Raw genomic sequence first — 15,642 nt, 5'->3', positions numbered from 1 at the left:
ATATAATGAAAGCTGTAGTTATTGAACAATATGGTAATAAAGAGCAATTGATTGAAAAAGAAATAGAAATGCCGGTGGCTGGATCTAAGCAAGTGGTGGTGGAATTGCATGCCACTTCAATTAACCCGATTGATTGGAAGTTGAGGGAAGGATACCTGAAAGAAATGTTGAATTTTGAGTTTCCGATAATTTTAGGTTGGGATGCTGCAGGAACGATTAAAGAAGTCGGTTCAGAGGTGAACAAATTCGAGGTCGGTGACAGAGTGTTCGCTCGTCCAGCTACGACCCGATTCGGAACTTACGCTGAATACACGGCTATTGACGAAGACCTATTAGCTCATCTTCCAGAGAATGTTTCCTTTGAGGAAGCCGCAGCAGTGCCGTTGGCGGGATTGACCGCATGGCAATGCTTAGTAGACTTTGCGGATATTCAAGAAGGAGACCGGGTTCTCATCCATGCTGGGTCCGGTGGTGTCGGTCATTATGCGATCCAGTTAGCTAAAAAAATGGGTGCCTATGTAGCTACCACAGCTAGTGGGAAAAATAGAGACTGGGTAGAAGAATTAGATGTGGACGAATTTATTAATTATAAAGAAGAAGATTTCTCCGAATTATTAAGTGACTTTGATATCGTCCTTGATACTCTGGGCGGGAGTGTACAGGAGAAAAGCTTCAAAGTATTGAAGGAAGGTGGCAGACTCGCATCCATCGTTCAACCTCCTGAAGAAAAGGCAGCGAAAGAGCATGATGTGAAAGCTGGCTTTATTTGGTTGGAGCCATGTGGTGAAAAACTCTCTAAACTAGCGGATATGATGGAAGAAGGAAGTCTAGTGTCAATTGTCGGACGACGCTTCGGTTTCTCTGCTAAAGAAATTAAAAAAGCACATGAGTTGAGTGAGACCCATCATGCCAAAGGCAAAATCGTGGTCAATATCAAGTGATATGGAAATATAAGACACCTCAAGCCATCCAAATTCTGGATGGCTTGAGGTGTCTTATATTTCCAAAACAAAAGTAGATTTTAAATTTTCTTACAATTTTTGTGTCGCTGGAGTAAACTAAGGGTAAAGAGTATAAAGTATGTGGAAATGGAGGAGAGGTCGTGTTAACCAATTACCAAACAGGGATTTTCTTTGATGAGATGATGCAGCATAGTGGTGAGCCTAAAGGCCACTATCAATGGTTTTATCAACTTGTAAATCAATTTTCAGAACGAGAATTGATTAACAAACATGAAACCGCTCAATTGAATTTCCTACGCCAAGGCATTACATTCACCGTTTATAACCACACCGGAGGAACTGAGAGGACCATGCCTTTTGATTTCGTTCCCATTATCATTCCAAGAACAGATTGGAAGAAGATTGAAGAAGGAATGAAGCAGAGAATGACAGCTTTAAACCATTTCCTTGATGATATCTACCATGAACAGAGAATCGTAGAGGCGGGGATCATTCCAAGAGATCTTATTGAAAACAACCCCAATTACTATCAACGGCAAGTAGCCAACCTCGATATACCGCTTAAAAACCACATTTTTTTAGCAGGGGTGGACCTGATCAGAGATGAAAATGGAGAATATCGTGTGCTTGAAGATAATTTAAGGAACCCTTCAGGCATGTCCTACGTCTTCCAGAACCGGTATGTCATGAGACAGGTTTATCCGGAACTATTCTTCCAACATTCTATTGAAACATTGGAACACCAAATATCTGAACTGCACCAGTCTGTGATCAGCCACGTCCCGGATAATGCAGATTCAAGCAAAGCGCCGACAGCTGTCTTACTGACGCCGGGCATATATAATTCCGCATATTATGATCATGTATTTTTAGCTCAACAAATGGGGATTGAACTTGTTGAAGGGAGAGACCTATCTGTTAAAGATGATGTCGTCTACATGAAAACCATCAGGGGATTGAAACGTGTGGATATCATTTACAGAAGAATTGATGATGATTTCCTCGATCCAGATGCTTTCCGTCCAGATTCTGCTCTTGGAGTTGCTGGGTTGTTAAGAGCTTATAAAAAAGGGAATGTATCCATATTGAATGGGATAGGCAATGGAGTCGCGGATGACAAAGCGATGTATGTCTATGTACCTGATATGATTCGTTTTTATCTTGATGAGGAACCTATCATACCGAATGTCGAAACCTATTTTTTGAGTGATCCTGAGAAGCTTGATTACGTTTTGGACAATATTGAAAAACTTGTCATCAAGAATGTTGGAGCATCAGGTGGATATGATATGCTGATCGGCCCCCAATCTGAAGAAAGTGAACGTGAAGAGTTCAAAAGAAAAATAATTGAACACCCCCATCAGTACATTGCCCAACCGACAATTAAGCTTTCCCGGGCACCTGCTTATCAGGAAGGGCGTTTCTATCCATGTCACGTAGATTTGCGTGTATTTATCATGAATGGTAAAGAGATGAATGTATTGCCAGGCGGGCTGTCCAGGGTTGCCCTCAAAGAAGGTTCTTTAGTCGTTAATTCTTCCCAGGGCGGCGGAGGGAAAGATACGTGGATTTTGACGGAAAGGGGTGGTAAGGATGCTTAGTCGTGTAGCTGATTCTCTTTATTGGATGTCACGCAACATTGAAAGGGCGGAGAACAACGCCAGGGTACTCAGTGTCCAACTCATTCACATGCTTGAGGCGACAAATAAAGAATCGGCTGACCGTGATTGGGAAGAGATTTTGGAAGTTTGTGCTTCTTCAGAGGATTACTATGAATTGTATGATCGCTTGGATCGTGAAACGCTCATTCAGTATTTGACCATCAGCCCCCTTAATGTGAATTCTTTAATGAATAGTATGATATACGCGCGCGAGAATGCCCGGGCGACAAGGGACATCCTTCCGGAGGAGCTTTGGGAAGTGTTAAATGAATTTCACTTAAGTCAAAAAGATTGGCAGGAACTTCCGAATACAAGACAACATACGCAGGATTACTTGAAAAAGGTGATTACGACCTCTATGACCTTGCAAGGTGTCATTGAATCCAGCATGACTCGAGGGACACCTTATACTTTTATTAAGGTAGGCAAATGGCTGGAGCGCGCAGAGAAGACTGCCCGCATCTTGAATGTGACATGTGAAAAGAATATAAAAGAGACAAATGTAGGTACGAACCATTACTATTACTGGCTTACAGCTCTGCAGTTTCTGAATGGCTATGATGCCTATATTAAGGAACATCCACCAACAATGGAATCCAAACATGTGTTGAGCTTTTTGATTAAAGAGGAGACTTTTCCCAGATCGATCCGTTACTGCATGAACCACGTAATGGAGGCTGTTTATAACGTAGAGGGAGGGAAGATCTCTCATTATTCAGAAGACCTTTTCCAAATGCTTGAAGTTATCCAGAATGAAATATATGAAACCGATATTGAGGAAATGGATATGGAACAGCTGATGAGCTTTCTCGATCATTTCCAGGATCGCTGTATGACAGTCAGTCGTATGTTCTCTGAGACGTATTATCTCATTGAACCTGTGCATGCCAAGTAGGAAGAGACACAGGAGGTAGACCTAGTGAAGTATCAAATAGAGCACACCAATACCTTTTATTATGAAAACTTCGTGGATCAGAGTATGAATCACATACGTTTGAAACCACGATCTGATGAATGTCAACGCTTGCTAGCTTATCGGACAGAAATTACACCTGGATCGATGACGAAGGAACATATCGATTTGTGGGGGAACCATGTAGAAACTTTTTTCATCCCTGAAAAACATGAACATCTTACATTGAAAACAATCTCCACCATCAGTATTCAGAAGAGTCCTCTTATAAAGATGATTCATTGTTCAGATGAGATGCGGACGATATTTCATTCAGAATTGTTCCATCATCATTATTTGGCTTACTTGAATGAAACTCCCTATACCTTTTTATATAAAGAGCAAATTGCGGAAATCATTGAGGCGGTGGGGGACGCTCAAGATCCTATCCGCTTTGCGTTGAATCTGATGGAGTACATCCATAAATCCATACGTTATGATACGACAATTACACAAGTCAATACGAAAGCTTATGAATCGTGGCCGTATAGAGCGGGTGTGTGTCAGGACTATGCGCATACCATGATCAGTGTATTAAGGTCGCAAGGTATCCCGGCTCGCTATGCTAGTGGTTATTTATACGTAGGAGAGGACTCTGACTTGATTGGAGACGCCGCCACACATGCCTGGGTGGAAATGATGGTCCCTGGCATTGGCTGGATAGGATTGGATCCGACAAATAACATGGAAGCCTTAGAACAGCATATCCGCATCGGAACGGGAAGGGACTATGCAGACGTCAGTCCGCTTCAAGGCGTGTACCGTGGCGGGGGGCAGAGCTTGGATGTGAAAGTAACGGTAACCTTATTGGATCAATAAGGTGTTATAGAGTTATTTCTTACATCTTAACCAATGCGGATTCACAACACAATTTAAATAATAGTTTGCAAAATAAATCCCTCTTCATTATGAAGAGGGATTTTGATAGGTAGATCTCTCTTTAATTTTGATAACTTTCGGAAGTTCTTGTCTGGCCTTTGAAATATTGGAAGAGCATGCCGAGTATACCACCAAGGATGGCAGGAAAGACCCAGCTCAAATTCAATTCATATAGGGGTAATTGGCTAACCAACGGAGTGATGACCGAGACGTCTGTACCAAATGCGACAAGACCATCATAAAGCCCGATGATTGCTGTAAGCAGGATAGCCCCGCGGTAAACATATGGTGAATGATTGAAAAGCCTGCCCATGAATGTGAGGGCCACTAATACGATTGTGATTGGATAAAAGAATACGAGCACGGGGACAGAATAAGAAATAATCTGGTTAAGACCTATATTTGAGATCCCGAAACTGATGAACGTAACAATTAAAATGACAGCCTGATAAGATAAACTTGGGATACGTTTGGAGAAGAATTGTCCACAGGCCACTGTCAGCCCCACACAAGTAGTGAAGCAGGCTAGTCCGACAATCAACCCTAATAGAACCGTACCGACATCACCGTACATGATTTGGGCAGCCCCGGAGAGAATGGCACTCCCGTTGTCATACGTTCCTTCGGTGGCCATCTTAGCTCCAATCCAACCGATCGCAATATACACACTTGCCAAGCCTGCTGCGGTAACAAGGCCAGCTTTTAAGGTGCGGGAAGTGAGTTCTTTAGGATCGGTAACGCCTCGATCGCGAAATGAAGAGACAACGATGATCCCGAATGCTAAGGAAGCTATCGCGTCCATGGTCAAGTACCCTTCGACGAAACCTGTAAAGAACGGTTGAGCTTCATATTTTTCACCTGCAGGCTGGATTGGTCCGTCTAACATAAAGAAGCTGCCGATGACTAATGCTAAGATAGCTAAGAAAAGTGCGGGGGTTAATATTTGTCCGACGCGATCCACTAATTTAGAAGGATTACGGCTGACCCAATAGACGAAAATAAAGAATACGACTGTGAATAGGAAAAGGGTCAGTGCTTCCCCATTCAAGAACGGGGCGACTCCCGTTTCGAAAGCTACATTGGTAGCACGTGGGATTGCAAAAAAAGGCCCGATGACCAGGTAAACCATCGCAGTAAATAATAAACCGAACGTGGGATGTACCCGCCCGGCTAATTGGACTGCTCCATTGCGAACAAGGGAAATCGCAGCGACAGTGACGATCGGCATCCCCACTCCTGTAATAACAAATCCAATGATTGCAGGTATATAGGAAGTACCGGATTCAATCCCCAAAGAGACCGGATAAATCAAGTTTCCGGCACCGAAAAACAGAGCAAACAGCGTGAATCCGATAAAAATTGTATCTTTTGCTTTCATGACTTGCTCCTCCTCATAGATGTCTTAATATTTTGCGTAAAAAAAGCGCTCCTATCCAGACGGTGAGCGGCATTTTATCGACAACTTTAAGTTAATTATAATGAATTTTCTTTTAGCACCGCCGTAATACTATCAATGTCATAAAATTATGTCAATCCTTTTTTAGAAAATTTAAAAGGTTAAGATTACCAGTAAAGAAAACGTTACCAATAATATGGAAGTCCTTTCTCATATTCGCTTTAGTTTACAGATTGGGGTGCGGGTTATAGAATGATGTCTATATCAATATTGGTCCGTACATAAACCTCACGAAGACAAGGAGATTATTTAATGATTGATTCACTATTGCTTCAGTTCATGTTAATAGGATTTCTTGGTGTCGGTTCACAGTGGGTTGCCTGGCGATTTCGATTACCGGCAATTGTCATTATGTCCATTACTGGTCTCTTAGCTGGACCTGTGTTCGGATTGATGAATCCTGAGCAAGACTTCGGTGATTTATATAGCCCTATCATCTCTTTAGCTGTGGCAGTAATCTTATTTGAAGGAAGTTTGAACTTAGACTTCAAAGAAGTAAAAGGGCTGGGACGTCCTGTGTTTCGGATTGTGACTTTCGGCGCCTTCCTGAGCTGGATCCTAGGCTCTCTGGCCGCTCATTATGTCGCGGGGTTAGCGTGGCCTGTCGCTTTTACTATCGGAGGGCTATTCATCGTTACAGGTCCTACGGTCATTATGCCATTGTTGAGGCAGGCGAAGCTTAAGCCAAGACCTGCGAAGATTTTAAAATGGGAAGGCATTATTGTAGATCCGATTGGGGCTTTACTGGCGGTCTTCGCTTTTGAAATCATCGTTTTCTTCATGGGCAGTAATGTGGATCCATCTTCATTGCTTTTATTCTTCCTGGCTTCAGCTTTTGCTGTGTTCTTAGGTTGGGTTTGTGGAAAAGGTGTCGGTTGGATGTTCGAAACCGGCTATGTGCCAGAATTTTTGAAGTCACCTGTTGTCTTCGCTGTTGTTATCGCGTGCTTTACAGTAGCAGATGAAATCATGCATGAGACCGGGTTATTGTCCGTTACAGCCATGGGGATGACACTTGCTAATATGCACATTTCATCCATAGCTGATATGAGGCATTTCAAGGAGAATATATCTCTGCTATTGATTTCTACGATCTTCGTCATGTTAACGGCATCCCTGACTGTAGAAACACTTGTAGAGATTTTCAATTTTCAAATTATTGGATTCGTAGCTTTGATGTTATTTATCGTCAGGCCTTTGTCCATCTTCCTTTCTACAATAGGAACGGATTTATCGAAGGCTGAGAAATTACTGGTTGGTTGGATAGCCCCACGTGGAATCGTAGCTCTGACCGTAGCTAGTTATTTTGCCAGTGTGCTGGCAGCTGAAGGGTTTGAAGATGCTTATATCCTCATTTCTCTTACATTCGCCCTTGTGTTTACAACCGTTGTTGCACACGGTTTCTCAATAGGATGGCTGGCTAAAAAGTTAGGATTATCGATGGAGGGTCCTCCCGGAGTTTTAATCGCCGGTGGAAGTGCTTTTTCGACAGGCTTAGCGAAAACACTGGAAGAGCTGAAAACCCCCGTATTGCTGACCGATTCTTCGTGGCAGCGCTTATCGCGGGCACGATCTAGAGGGATTGAATCCTATCATGGGGAAATCTTATCCGAACAAACCGAATATTATTTAGATATGACACCTTATGAATATCTAATCGCTGCCACTGAGTTAGATTCCTATAATGCTCTTGTTTGTACGACATTTGTTCCTGAGTTCGGAAGGAACAATTCATTCCAACTTAGCTTGAGTAATAGGGAAGGGGATAATTTAGAGGACCTCGTTCACACCATTGGTGGAAGAGTCTTATTCCAAGAAGGCGCTTCATGGGAAGAGTTGAATGCGAGGGTTGAAAATGGTTATGTATTCCGTAAGACGAACATAACCGAGCAATATACATTCAAGAAATATTTAGAGAATATTGATGAACACTCCCTCCTGCTGTTTGCTAAAAGGTATTCGGGAAAAATTGACTTCTTCACCCCAGAAACAGAGTATAGGGCTGATAGTGGCGATGTCATTGTGTCACTGATGCCACCTAGTAAGGAATTTGAGAAGATTCAGGAGAAACTCGAAGGTCAAAGGAAAGACCAGGAGAACAAGAAGTCTAAATGACAAAAGACGGGGCAGGGTTTAAACACTTGAAAAGACGAACAATAAGGTAGAATGGATCAAATGTTGCTGGAGCGGCGTATGCATTTATTGCTTCATAAAGAAAACCCGAACGAAAAAATTCGTTCGGGTTTTTTAGCGAGAAAATTCTTTTGTCACAGCCTCGTCTTTTGTTTTAGGTATTGCAAAGTGATGGCCCATGGATTTACTCCTCAGCCTCAGCCTCAGCCAGTTTCTTATTCAATTCTTTCAATTCTTCTTCCATACTAGCTAGTTGTTTTTCAGCGTTTTGTATATTTCCACCTGCTGCTTCCAGTTTATCTAAATCTCCTTGAATGCGAATATAATCGGATTTTAAAAACGCGATTTGATCCTGGATTTCTTTCTTAGTCATGGATAATCCTTCCTTTCACTATTGTTCAACATTGGGCAAAGACGTATAATATAAGAAACTATATTTTGAATTTTAACAAAAAAGCGGTGTTGTGCAAAAAGAAAAGGGGGGATGAAAGGATGACTATGATCTGCGAGAAAGACCCAATCAAGTTCTATACGCATGTAGAATCACTACTCATGGATCGTGAAGCAGAAAATAATCTACCATTAGGGCTGTTGGAACGAATGAAAGACTCAAGCTTCAATGGTGAGCATTATCTAGTTCATATACAGAAATCAGATAAAAGTATGTTCATGTCTATGAGAACACCTCCTCATCTGTGGATCCTTCCTTCGTTGATTAACTTGGAACCAGAGCATCTGAGTGAATTTGCACGATATTTACATAAGCATCACTATGAGGTGCCAGGCGTTCTTGGAGAACGGACGGCCGTGAAATGGTTTATAGACGAATGGCATGAACTCACTAAGCAGAAATATGACTTACATATGGAACAAGGGATTTACCGCTTAGATGAGTTGAAACCGATTGCTGAACAGTCAGGTGAATTGGTCAAAGCAGATCAGACTCACAAGGAACTTGCAGAGGAATGGATGCGCCAATTTAGCAGAGAGACGAATGAACCGGATTTATATGAACGTGCATCTGAATTGGTAAATGAGATGATTGAAACGGGTCGCTTGTATTTATGGAGTATGGAGGGGAAACCTGTCTCCATGGTCAGCAGGGCTAGAACGACAAAGAATGGAGCTACAATCAACAGCGTCTTTACACCGGATGAATACAAAAGAAACGGCTATGCTTCACAAGCGGTATGGCACCTCACAGGTCGATTGCTGAAAATGGGTTATAAATTCTGTGCATTGTACACGGACTTAGCTAATCCGACGTCGAATTCCATCTACCAAAAGCTTGGATATAAGAGAGTTGGCGACTCAGTGGTTTACAAATTCCGGAAGTGAAATGGATGGAATTGCAATATAAGGAAATAGTAATGGTGAAATTGAAGCAATATGTATCTACGGTGAGCAATGTAGATGATAAGGGCATCCCATCATTACATGTACCCCTCACTTTAAAATATAATCAAAATAGACGGAAAATTCTGTTTGAACTTGTTTGAGCGTTTCCGCCTATTTCGGTATGATGTTTAGTAACTGGCCTTTAAAACTACTACCCTATCCATATTAGGAGGATTATATTCTTGAAATTTTTAAAAGTAGTAGACAAAATCATCTTGAAAATAGAAGAATTCATATTAAGTTATGCAGTCATCATCATAGCACTGATGGTGGTAGGTAAGGCTTTAAGTCGTGCGATATTCAGTTATACTCCACCATTTGCTGATGAAGTCAGCCAAATCGCTATTGTAGTGGCTACATTCATGGGAATCAGTTATGCAGCAAGGAAAGGGCGGCACATCAGTATGTCTGCCTTTTACGATCTCGCTCCCTTCAAAGTGAGAAAAGCACTTATGATTTTCATTCCATTCGTAACAGCGGTCATTCTATTTGTACTTACTTACTATTCCGCATTCTATGTGCTGGATATTTATGAATCAGGAAGAGTTACATCAGCTCTGGAGATGCCGTCATATTTCCTATACATTTTCATCCCGATCGGATTTTTACTTGGAGGAATTCAATTTTTAAGAAATATGTGGATTAATATCAAAGAGCGTGATGCAATCTATCTTGGTACAGACGCTAAAGATTACAATGATGAAAATAATCAAGATATTCAAGAAGGAACACACTTGTAATGAAAATACGGAAGAAGAAAGGATAACGATATGATTGCAACAATGCTCACAATCATGGTGGTCCTTCTATTATTGAATTTTCCAATGATGATTCCACTGATGGTGGCTCCATTGGTTATCATGTTTTTGTATTTCCCAAACTTGGACCCTATGATTTTAATGCAACAATTTTCTACAGGTATTGAACCATACGTACTATTAGCCGTACCTTTATTCATATTTGCTGCTGATATTATGACAACAGGTAAAACATCAAATCGTCTGTTAGATTTCATCGGCTCGTTCATCGGTCATATCCGAGGCGGGTACGCGGTTACAACAGCTGCCGCTTGTACGCTTTTCGGAGCAATTTCTGGTTCTACACAGGCGACTGTGGTAGCTATCGGTAAACCGATGAGAGAAAGATTACTTAAAATTGGTTATAAAGATCCGACAGCAATGGCATTGATCATCAACTCAAGTGATGTGGCTTTGCTGGTTCCACCGAGTATCGGAATGATTATATACGGACTTGTTTCTGGGACATCTGTAGGAGATTTATTTATTGCCGGAATTATCCCGGGCGTTATTGTATTTTTAAGTTTTTCTATATACAGTATCATTTATGCGAAAATGGCAGATATCCCTCTTGCTAACAAAGCAAGCTGGAGTGAGCGTTTGCACTTGACTAAGAAAGCACTGCTCCCATTAGGGTTTCCGGTCATTATTATCGGAGGTATATATACGGGCCTCTTCAGCCCCACAGAAGCGGCTGGAATGTCTGTTCTTTACGCCTTTGTATTAGAAGTATTGATCTACCGTTCGGTGCATCTGAAAGAATTACCTAAAATCGCACGTTCCACAGGACTGGTTACTTCGGCAGTATTTGTTCTTGTTGCCGGCGGGCAGGCTTTTACATGGGTGATTTCATTCGCTAGGATTCCTCAAATGATTACCGAGACTGTCCTGGGTACAGATCCCAGTGCCATTTATATCCTACTGATGGTGACGATTTTCTTCTTTATCGGTTGTATGTTCGTGGACCCGATAGTCGTCATTTTGATTTTGACACCGATCTTTTATCCAGCTGCCATGAGTGCAGGCATCGACCCGGTTCACCTGGGTGTTGTCATTACTTTCCAAGCAGCACTTGGATCAGCTACACCGCCGTTCGGAGTCGATATATTTACAGCCAGTGCGGTGTTTAATAAACCGTACCTTGAAGTAATCAAAGGCACACCACCGTATATCATCATGATGGTTGCCATATCATTTTTACTTATCTTTTTTGAAGAACTTTCACTCCTTTTACTTTGAGGAGTTGAAAGCTGATATAAAAATATGGGGAGGTCATTGGTATTTTTAAGAAAAAGAGTATTTTTACTTTAGTGTCGTTAGTTATGATAAGCATGATTCTTGCAGCTTGTGGCGGAAGTGACGAGGGTGAAGGAAGTGCAGATGGCGGCGAGACTTATAATTGGAAATTCGTAACCGAAGAAGTGGATGGTCAAGTCCAGTATGAATATGCGGAAGAGTTTGCAAAACGAATGAATGAAAAATCTGATGGTGCCGTAAATATTGATGTTTATGAATTTGGCGGACTTGGAAGTGAAACAGACCAAGTCGAACAGTTGCAGGGCGGTACGGTGGAGATGGCCGTCATGTCCCCTGGTTTTACAGGGAATATGGTAAAAGAAGGACAAGTTTTTGCATTGCACTTCTTGTTTCCTGATAGTGTAGAGAAAACACAAGAAATATTGAACGATAGTGAAGCTTTAAATACTGATCTGCGAGAACTGTATGAAGAACATAGCATTACTCCACTTTCCTATTGGTCAGAGGGTGCGATGCAGTGGACATCCAGCAAACCGATTTCTGAGCCGGCAGATTTTGAAAATTTCAAAATGCGTACACAGACGTCACCTTTGATTCTGAAATCTTATGAAGCATATGGTGCTGAGCCGACTCCGATGAGTTGGTCTGAACTATACACAGCTCTTGATCGTGGTACAGTTGAAGGTCAAGAAAACCCTATTTTCTTCATCGGCGATGCTTCTTTCCATGAAGTACAAGATTACATGACTATTTCAAACCATAATAACTATGTGGCCATGACGACAGTTAATACTGATTGGTATAACGGGTTAGATGATGAGATGAAATCTATGGTCGATGAGACAGTTGAAGAAATGCAGAGCTGGGTCTTCGATGAGCAGAAGAAACAAAACGAAGAATATCTAGAAACGATTAAAAATGATACAGAAAATCCGACAGAGATCATTGAGTTGACAGAAGAGCAGCGTCAAATGTTCAAAGACAAAGCTGAACCTGTCCGTGAATTCTATCGTGAAGAAGTATCTACTGTAGATGGACAAATCCTCGACAAGTTACTCGAAGAGATTGAAGCTGCAGGAGAATAAGTTAAAAAGCTCGCACCCAAATTCCGGGTGCGAGCTTTTTTGTCTTCTCGCTCATTGCGGAGACTGCCACGGTTCGGTTTGCTTTCTGTAATCCAACAAGGTCAATACCATTACAATGATGAAAAGGAAGCTCGAGAGCTTGAAAAGGGTGGCAGTTGTAACGTATTGATAAATAAACCCAAGAATAAAAGCACTTGAACCAATCCCGAGATCGATCGAAGAATAATACATACCATTGGCTATTCCACTTCTTTCTGTCGTTGTTTTTGAAATGACCCATGCTTGAAGTGCAGGCATCATAGAACCAAAGCCGATACCGAATACAGCTCCGGCAAGGACGAGATGTAAATTGGAGCTGGCTAAGGCAAGGATCCACATAGCGATGAATGAAAGCCCAGAGCATACAATAATCAACTTCCACGGGCCATGTTTATCAAAATAACGCCCCGTGATCGGACGGGTGATTGTTGCTAACAAGGCGTTGAAAAAATAAAAAAGGAATGTTCCCGACAACCCTTGTTCATTTCCGAAAATGACTATGTATGTAACAACCGACCCATAACCGAACGTATTGAGAATGGTCACTAGAGCAGGGTATGCACTTTTTTTCTCAATCAATGACCCAGTGAAAGAGAAGGGAGGGGGGGTTTTCTGGTTTTCATAAACTTGGTCTGGAGTAACAAAACGAGTGACTGAAAATAAAACAATAGCCACGCCCCCGAGTGCTAAAGCAATCCATACAAGGAGGTTGAAAGAAAAACTCTGATAAAGATAAATACCGAGACTTGGCGCCATGATCATTCCGACTGTAACAGAAAGTCCAAAATACCCCATCCCTTCGCCGACTCTTCTCCTTGGAACAATGTCAACGGCTGCTGTTCCGTTAACCGTCGTCGACCAACCCCAGGCAAGTCCATGGATGAAGCGGATGAGAAGAAGGACAACTACTACCTGAGTCACTGGGTACAAGGCTGTCATGATCAATAGAGAGATAGCACCTGTAACTACCAAAATTTTTCTCGGTCGGGTCATTAATATATGACCGATGAATGGACGTATGAGGATAGCGGCAAAAGCAAAAGTAGTCGTAATGAGCCCGATTTGTAAACTGCTCCCCCCGATCGACTCGATGTAGGGAGGGAGGTTGGGGAGTAACATTTGAAAACTCATGAATGTGAATAAATTAGCTAATATCAAAAAAATGAAAGGCCATGTCCATAGTTTAGGTTGTTGCATAAATCAGATCCTCGCTTTCGTGTTGTAAGCATGTTCAAAAGGAAACCCACTATCGTCTAGGACATAGCGGGTAATAATAATATGTCTTTGTTCAAAGTCATATTTGAGTAAACTTAAGTATTATACTGGAACATTCGATTCCAAGATGTTGTGTGGAGGAAGGGGCGTTGGGGAACGAGTCGCTTTCCGCGGGAGTCCGTTGAGCCTCCTCGAGCTAACGCTCTGCGGGGTCTCACCTAGAACTCTTATCCCGCAGGAGTCTCCACGTTCCCCCAACGCTCCTTGCGATATAAGTTTCTTTGGAATCGGTCACAACTAATCCTGGCCAGGAAGGTGGAGGTAACGCTCAAACCCCCATGGTAGAGCCTTTTCCGGTAGTCTTCCTTTATGATTTGGAATGATGGTTTCGTTCCTCCAATCATGGGAATGGGGTTTTGGAAATGGCGAGCCTCCTGCGGGAAAGGATAGACTGGCGAGACCCCGCAGAGCTTTAGTAGCTCGAGGAGGCTTGCCGTCTTCCCCGCGGAAAGCGAACCATTTCCAAAACCCCATTTCTCCAAGCAAAAGTAACGAAATCGATCTTACAAATAAGGGGGCTTTAATGGGATATTATCAATGTTATTGATTATTTATGGTCCGTTTCGGCTTTTCTTTCCAACCATTCGTTATAAAAGTGACTGATAATGGCTTTGACTACAGCGTAAGCCGGGATGGCAAACAGCAGTCCAAGGAATCCGGCTAAACTTCCAGCCGCCAGGATCAAGGTGATGATCGTCAGGGGATGAATGCTTAAAGCTTTCCCCATGACATTCGGGGATACAAAGTTTCCTTCTAGTTGCTGAGCGATGATGGTGATGACGACGACCCAAACGGCGAGGATCGGCTCCTGGAACAGTCCGACGAGAATGGCTGGGACAACAGCTAAGAAAGGACCGACGAATGGGATGACATTCATGACCATTGCAAATAAGGACAAGGTCAATGCATAGTTGAGATCGATGATCATATAACCGATCAAGAGCAAAAGACCGACTACGATGCTTACAGTCATTTGACCTAGAATAAACGCATTCAACGTATAGTCGACAGAGTGGGCAAGTTTTTCAAAACTCTTGGCTGCTCGTTTATTCAGGAATTGTTTCACAAAGGGAACGAGCTTATCGCCATCTTTCAACATGAAAAACAAGAAAAATGGAATGAGTACAAGTGCGAAAATAAAACCGATCAATTGGCTTATGACGTTGATGATAATCTTGGAAGCGTTTTGCAGGTATGTCTGTAAATTTTGAGTAACACTCTCAATCGTCCCGTTGAACTGGCTTGGGATAATATCCTGATTCTGGTGCCAATAAGTGATCGTTTCACCCAGCATTTCAGCCATTTCCGGAATGTTGTTCACAAGCTTAGTGAATTGCTCCTGAGCAATCGGGGCGATGAATCTTGTAATTAAGAATCCGATAAAGATATAAAACAGAAAGATAATCAAAATAGCTGAAATGCGCGGGATGCGGTACTTTTCTAAAAGCTTGAGAATCGGTCTGGAGATATAAAATAGGATTCCGCCCCCAATTAAAGGGACGGCTACAGCTCCGATATAGGTCAAGATCGGATCGAAGAAAAACTGGATTTGGTGCAGCAATAGTATAAGCAAAGAGATTAAAATTGCTGCTGCTATAACTTGAAACCAACGTTTATGAATCATTTTTAGACACACCTTTTATGTAAAATTGCAATCTATCATTAGATTCGGCATCGAGAAGGTAATTCCTTTAATGGCTTATAATAAGGGCAGTACAATCCAAATAAACACCATGTATAAATGGAAC

At 42.1% G+C, this 15,642-nt stretch carries 13 protein-coding genes; 9 read left to right on the top strand and 4 right to left on the bottom strand.

Annotated elements, in window-relative coordinates:
• Positions 1 to 5 precede the first annotated feature (5 nt).
• The 4 genes from ACTWPX_RS00940 to ACTWPX_RS00925 all read left to right on the top strand — a co-directional run bounded on the left by ACTWPX_RS00940 (position 6) and on the right by ACTWPX_RS00925 (position 4,394).
• Positions 6 to 941, top strand: a complete 936-nt coding sequence (locus ACTWPX_RS00940; RefSeq protein WP_443118107.1) for an NADP-dependent oxidoreductase — start codon at positions 6 to 8, stop codon at positions 939 to 941.
• A 161-nt stretch (positions 942 to 1,102) separates the two neighbouring features.
• The gene (locus tag ACTWPX_RS00935) at positions 1,103 to 2,563 is read left to right on the top strand and encodes a circularly permuted type 2 ATP-grasp protein (RefSeq protein ID WP_443118106.1); all 1,461 of its coding nucleotides are present in this window, start codon (positions 1,103 to 1,105) and stop codon (positions 2,561 to 2,563) included.
• Positions 2,556 to 3,518 (top strand): alpha-E domain-containing protein, encoded by a 963-nt coding sequence (locus tag ACTWPX_RS00930; RefSeq protein ID WP_443118105.1) that lies wholly within the window; start codon positions 2,556 to 2,558, stop codon positions 3,516 to 3,518. The genes ACTWPX_RS00935 and ACTWPX_RS00930 overlap by 8 nt, the downstream gene beginning before the upstream one ends.
• 24 nt (positions 3,519 to 3,542) lie before the next feature.
• Positions 3,543 to 4,394, top strand: a complete 852-nt coding sequence (locus tag ACTWPX_RS00925) for a transglutaminase family protein (RefSeq protein ID WP_443118104.1) — start codon at positions 3,543 to 3,545, stop codon at positions 4,392 to 4,394.
• 121 nt (positions 4,395 to 4,515) lie between these two features.
• On the opposite strand, the gene brnQ is transcribed toward ACTWPX_RS00925, so the two are convergent.
• Positions 4,516 to 5,832, bottom strand: a complete 1,317-nt coding sequence (gene brnQ, locus ACTWPX_RS00920; RefSeq protein ID WP_443118103.1) for a branched-chain amino acid transport system II carrier protein — start codon at positions 5,830 to 5,832, stop codon at positions 4,516 to 4,518.
• A 330-nt stretch (positions 5,833 to 6,162) separates the two neighbouring features.
• Here brnQ and ACTWPX_RS00915 point away from each other — a divergent pair, with 330 nt between their 5' ends.
• The gene (locus tag ACTWPX_RS00915) at positions 6,163 to 8,025 is read left to right on the top strand and encodes a cation:proton antiporter (protein ID WP_128525501.1); all 1,863 of its coding nucleotides are present in this window, start codon (positions 6,163 to 6,165) and stop codon (positions 8,023 to 8,025) included.
• Positions 8,026 to 8,227: 202 nt separating this feature from the next.
• Here the strand turns inward: ACTWPX_RS00915 and ACTWPX_RS00910 are convergent, their stop codons facing one another.
• Positions 8,228 to 8,416 (bottom strand): SE1832 family protein, encoded by a 189-nt coding sequence (locus tag ACTWPX_RS00910; protein WP_443118102.1) that lies wholly within the window; start codon positions 8,414 to 8,416, stop codon positions 8,228 to 8,230.
• A gap of 119 nt (positions 8,417 to 8,535) precedes the next feature.
• Between ACTWPX_RS00910 and ACTWPX_RS00905 the strand changes: the two genes are divergently transcribed.
• The 4 genes from ACTWPX_RS00905 to ACTWPX_RS00890 all read left to right on the top strand — a co-directional run bounded on the left by ACTWPX_RS00905 (position 8,536) and on the right by ACTWPX_RS00890 (position 12,580).
• Positions 8,536 to 9,381: a GNAT family N-acetyltransferase gene (locus ACTWPX_RS00905; RefSeq protein ID WP_443118101.1), complete on the top strand. Its 846-nt coding sequence runs from the start codon at positions 8,536 to 8,538 to the stop codon at positions 9,379 to 9,381.
• A 242-nt stretch (positions 9,382 to 9,623) separates the two neighbouring features.
• Entirely contained in the window at positions 9,624 to 10,181 is a 558-nt protein-coding gene (locus ACTWPX_RS00900; protein WP_443118100.1) for a TRAP transporter small permease, read from the top strand.
• A 30-nt stretch (positions 10,182 to 10,211) separates the two neighbouring features.
• Positions 10,212 to 11,477, top strand: coding sequence for a TRAP transporter large permease (locus tag ACTWPX_RS00895; RefSeq protein WP_128525505.1), 1,266 nt, complete (start codon positions 10,212 to 10,214; stop codon positions 11,475 to 11,477).
• 83 nt (positions 11,478 to 11,560) lie between these two features.
• Positions 11,561 to 12,580 carry a DctP family TRAP transporter solute-binding subunit gene (locus ACTWPX_RS00890; protein ID WP_443118099.1) on the top strand — a complete coding sequence of 340 codons (1,020 nt, stop codon included), beginning with the start codon at positions 11,561 to 11,563 and terminating at the stop codon, positions 12,578 to 12,580.
• Between the two features lie 51 nt (positions 12,581 to 12,631).
• On the opposite strand, the gene ACTWPX_RS00885 is transcribed toward ACTWPX_RS00890, so the two are convergent.
• Both ACTWPX_RS00885 and ACTWPX_RS00880 read right to left on the bottom strand, forming a co-directional pair.
• Complete coding sequence (locus tag ACTWPX_RS00885) at positions 12,632 to 13,816, bottom strand: MFS transporter (RefSeq protein ID WP_443118098.1); 1,185 nt, start codon at positions 13,814 to 13,816, stop codon at positions 12,632 to 12,634.
• Between the two features lie 625 nt (positions 13,817 to 14,441).
• Entirely contained in the window at positions 14,442 to 15,518 is a 1,077-nt protein-coding gene (locus ACTWPX_RS00880; RefSeq protein WP_443118097.1) for an AI-2E family transporter, read from the bottom strand.
• Positions 15,519 to 15,642: the final 124 nt, after the last annotated feature.

This window comes from Halobacillus sp. H74 (genome assembly GCF_052246715.1).
Taxonomy (GTDB): domain Bacteria; phylum Bacillota; class Bacilli; order Bacillales; family Halobacillaceae; genus Halobacillus; species Halobacillus litoralis_A.
The sequence above is the reverse complement of the archived record's forward strand: the minus strand, read 5'-3'. Positions and strand labels throughout refer to the sequence as shown.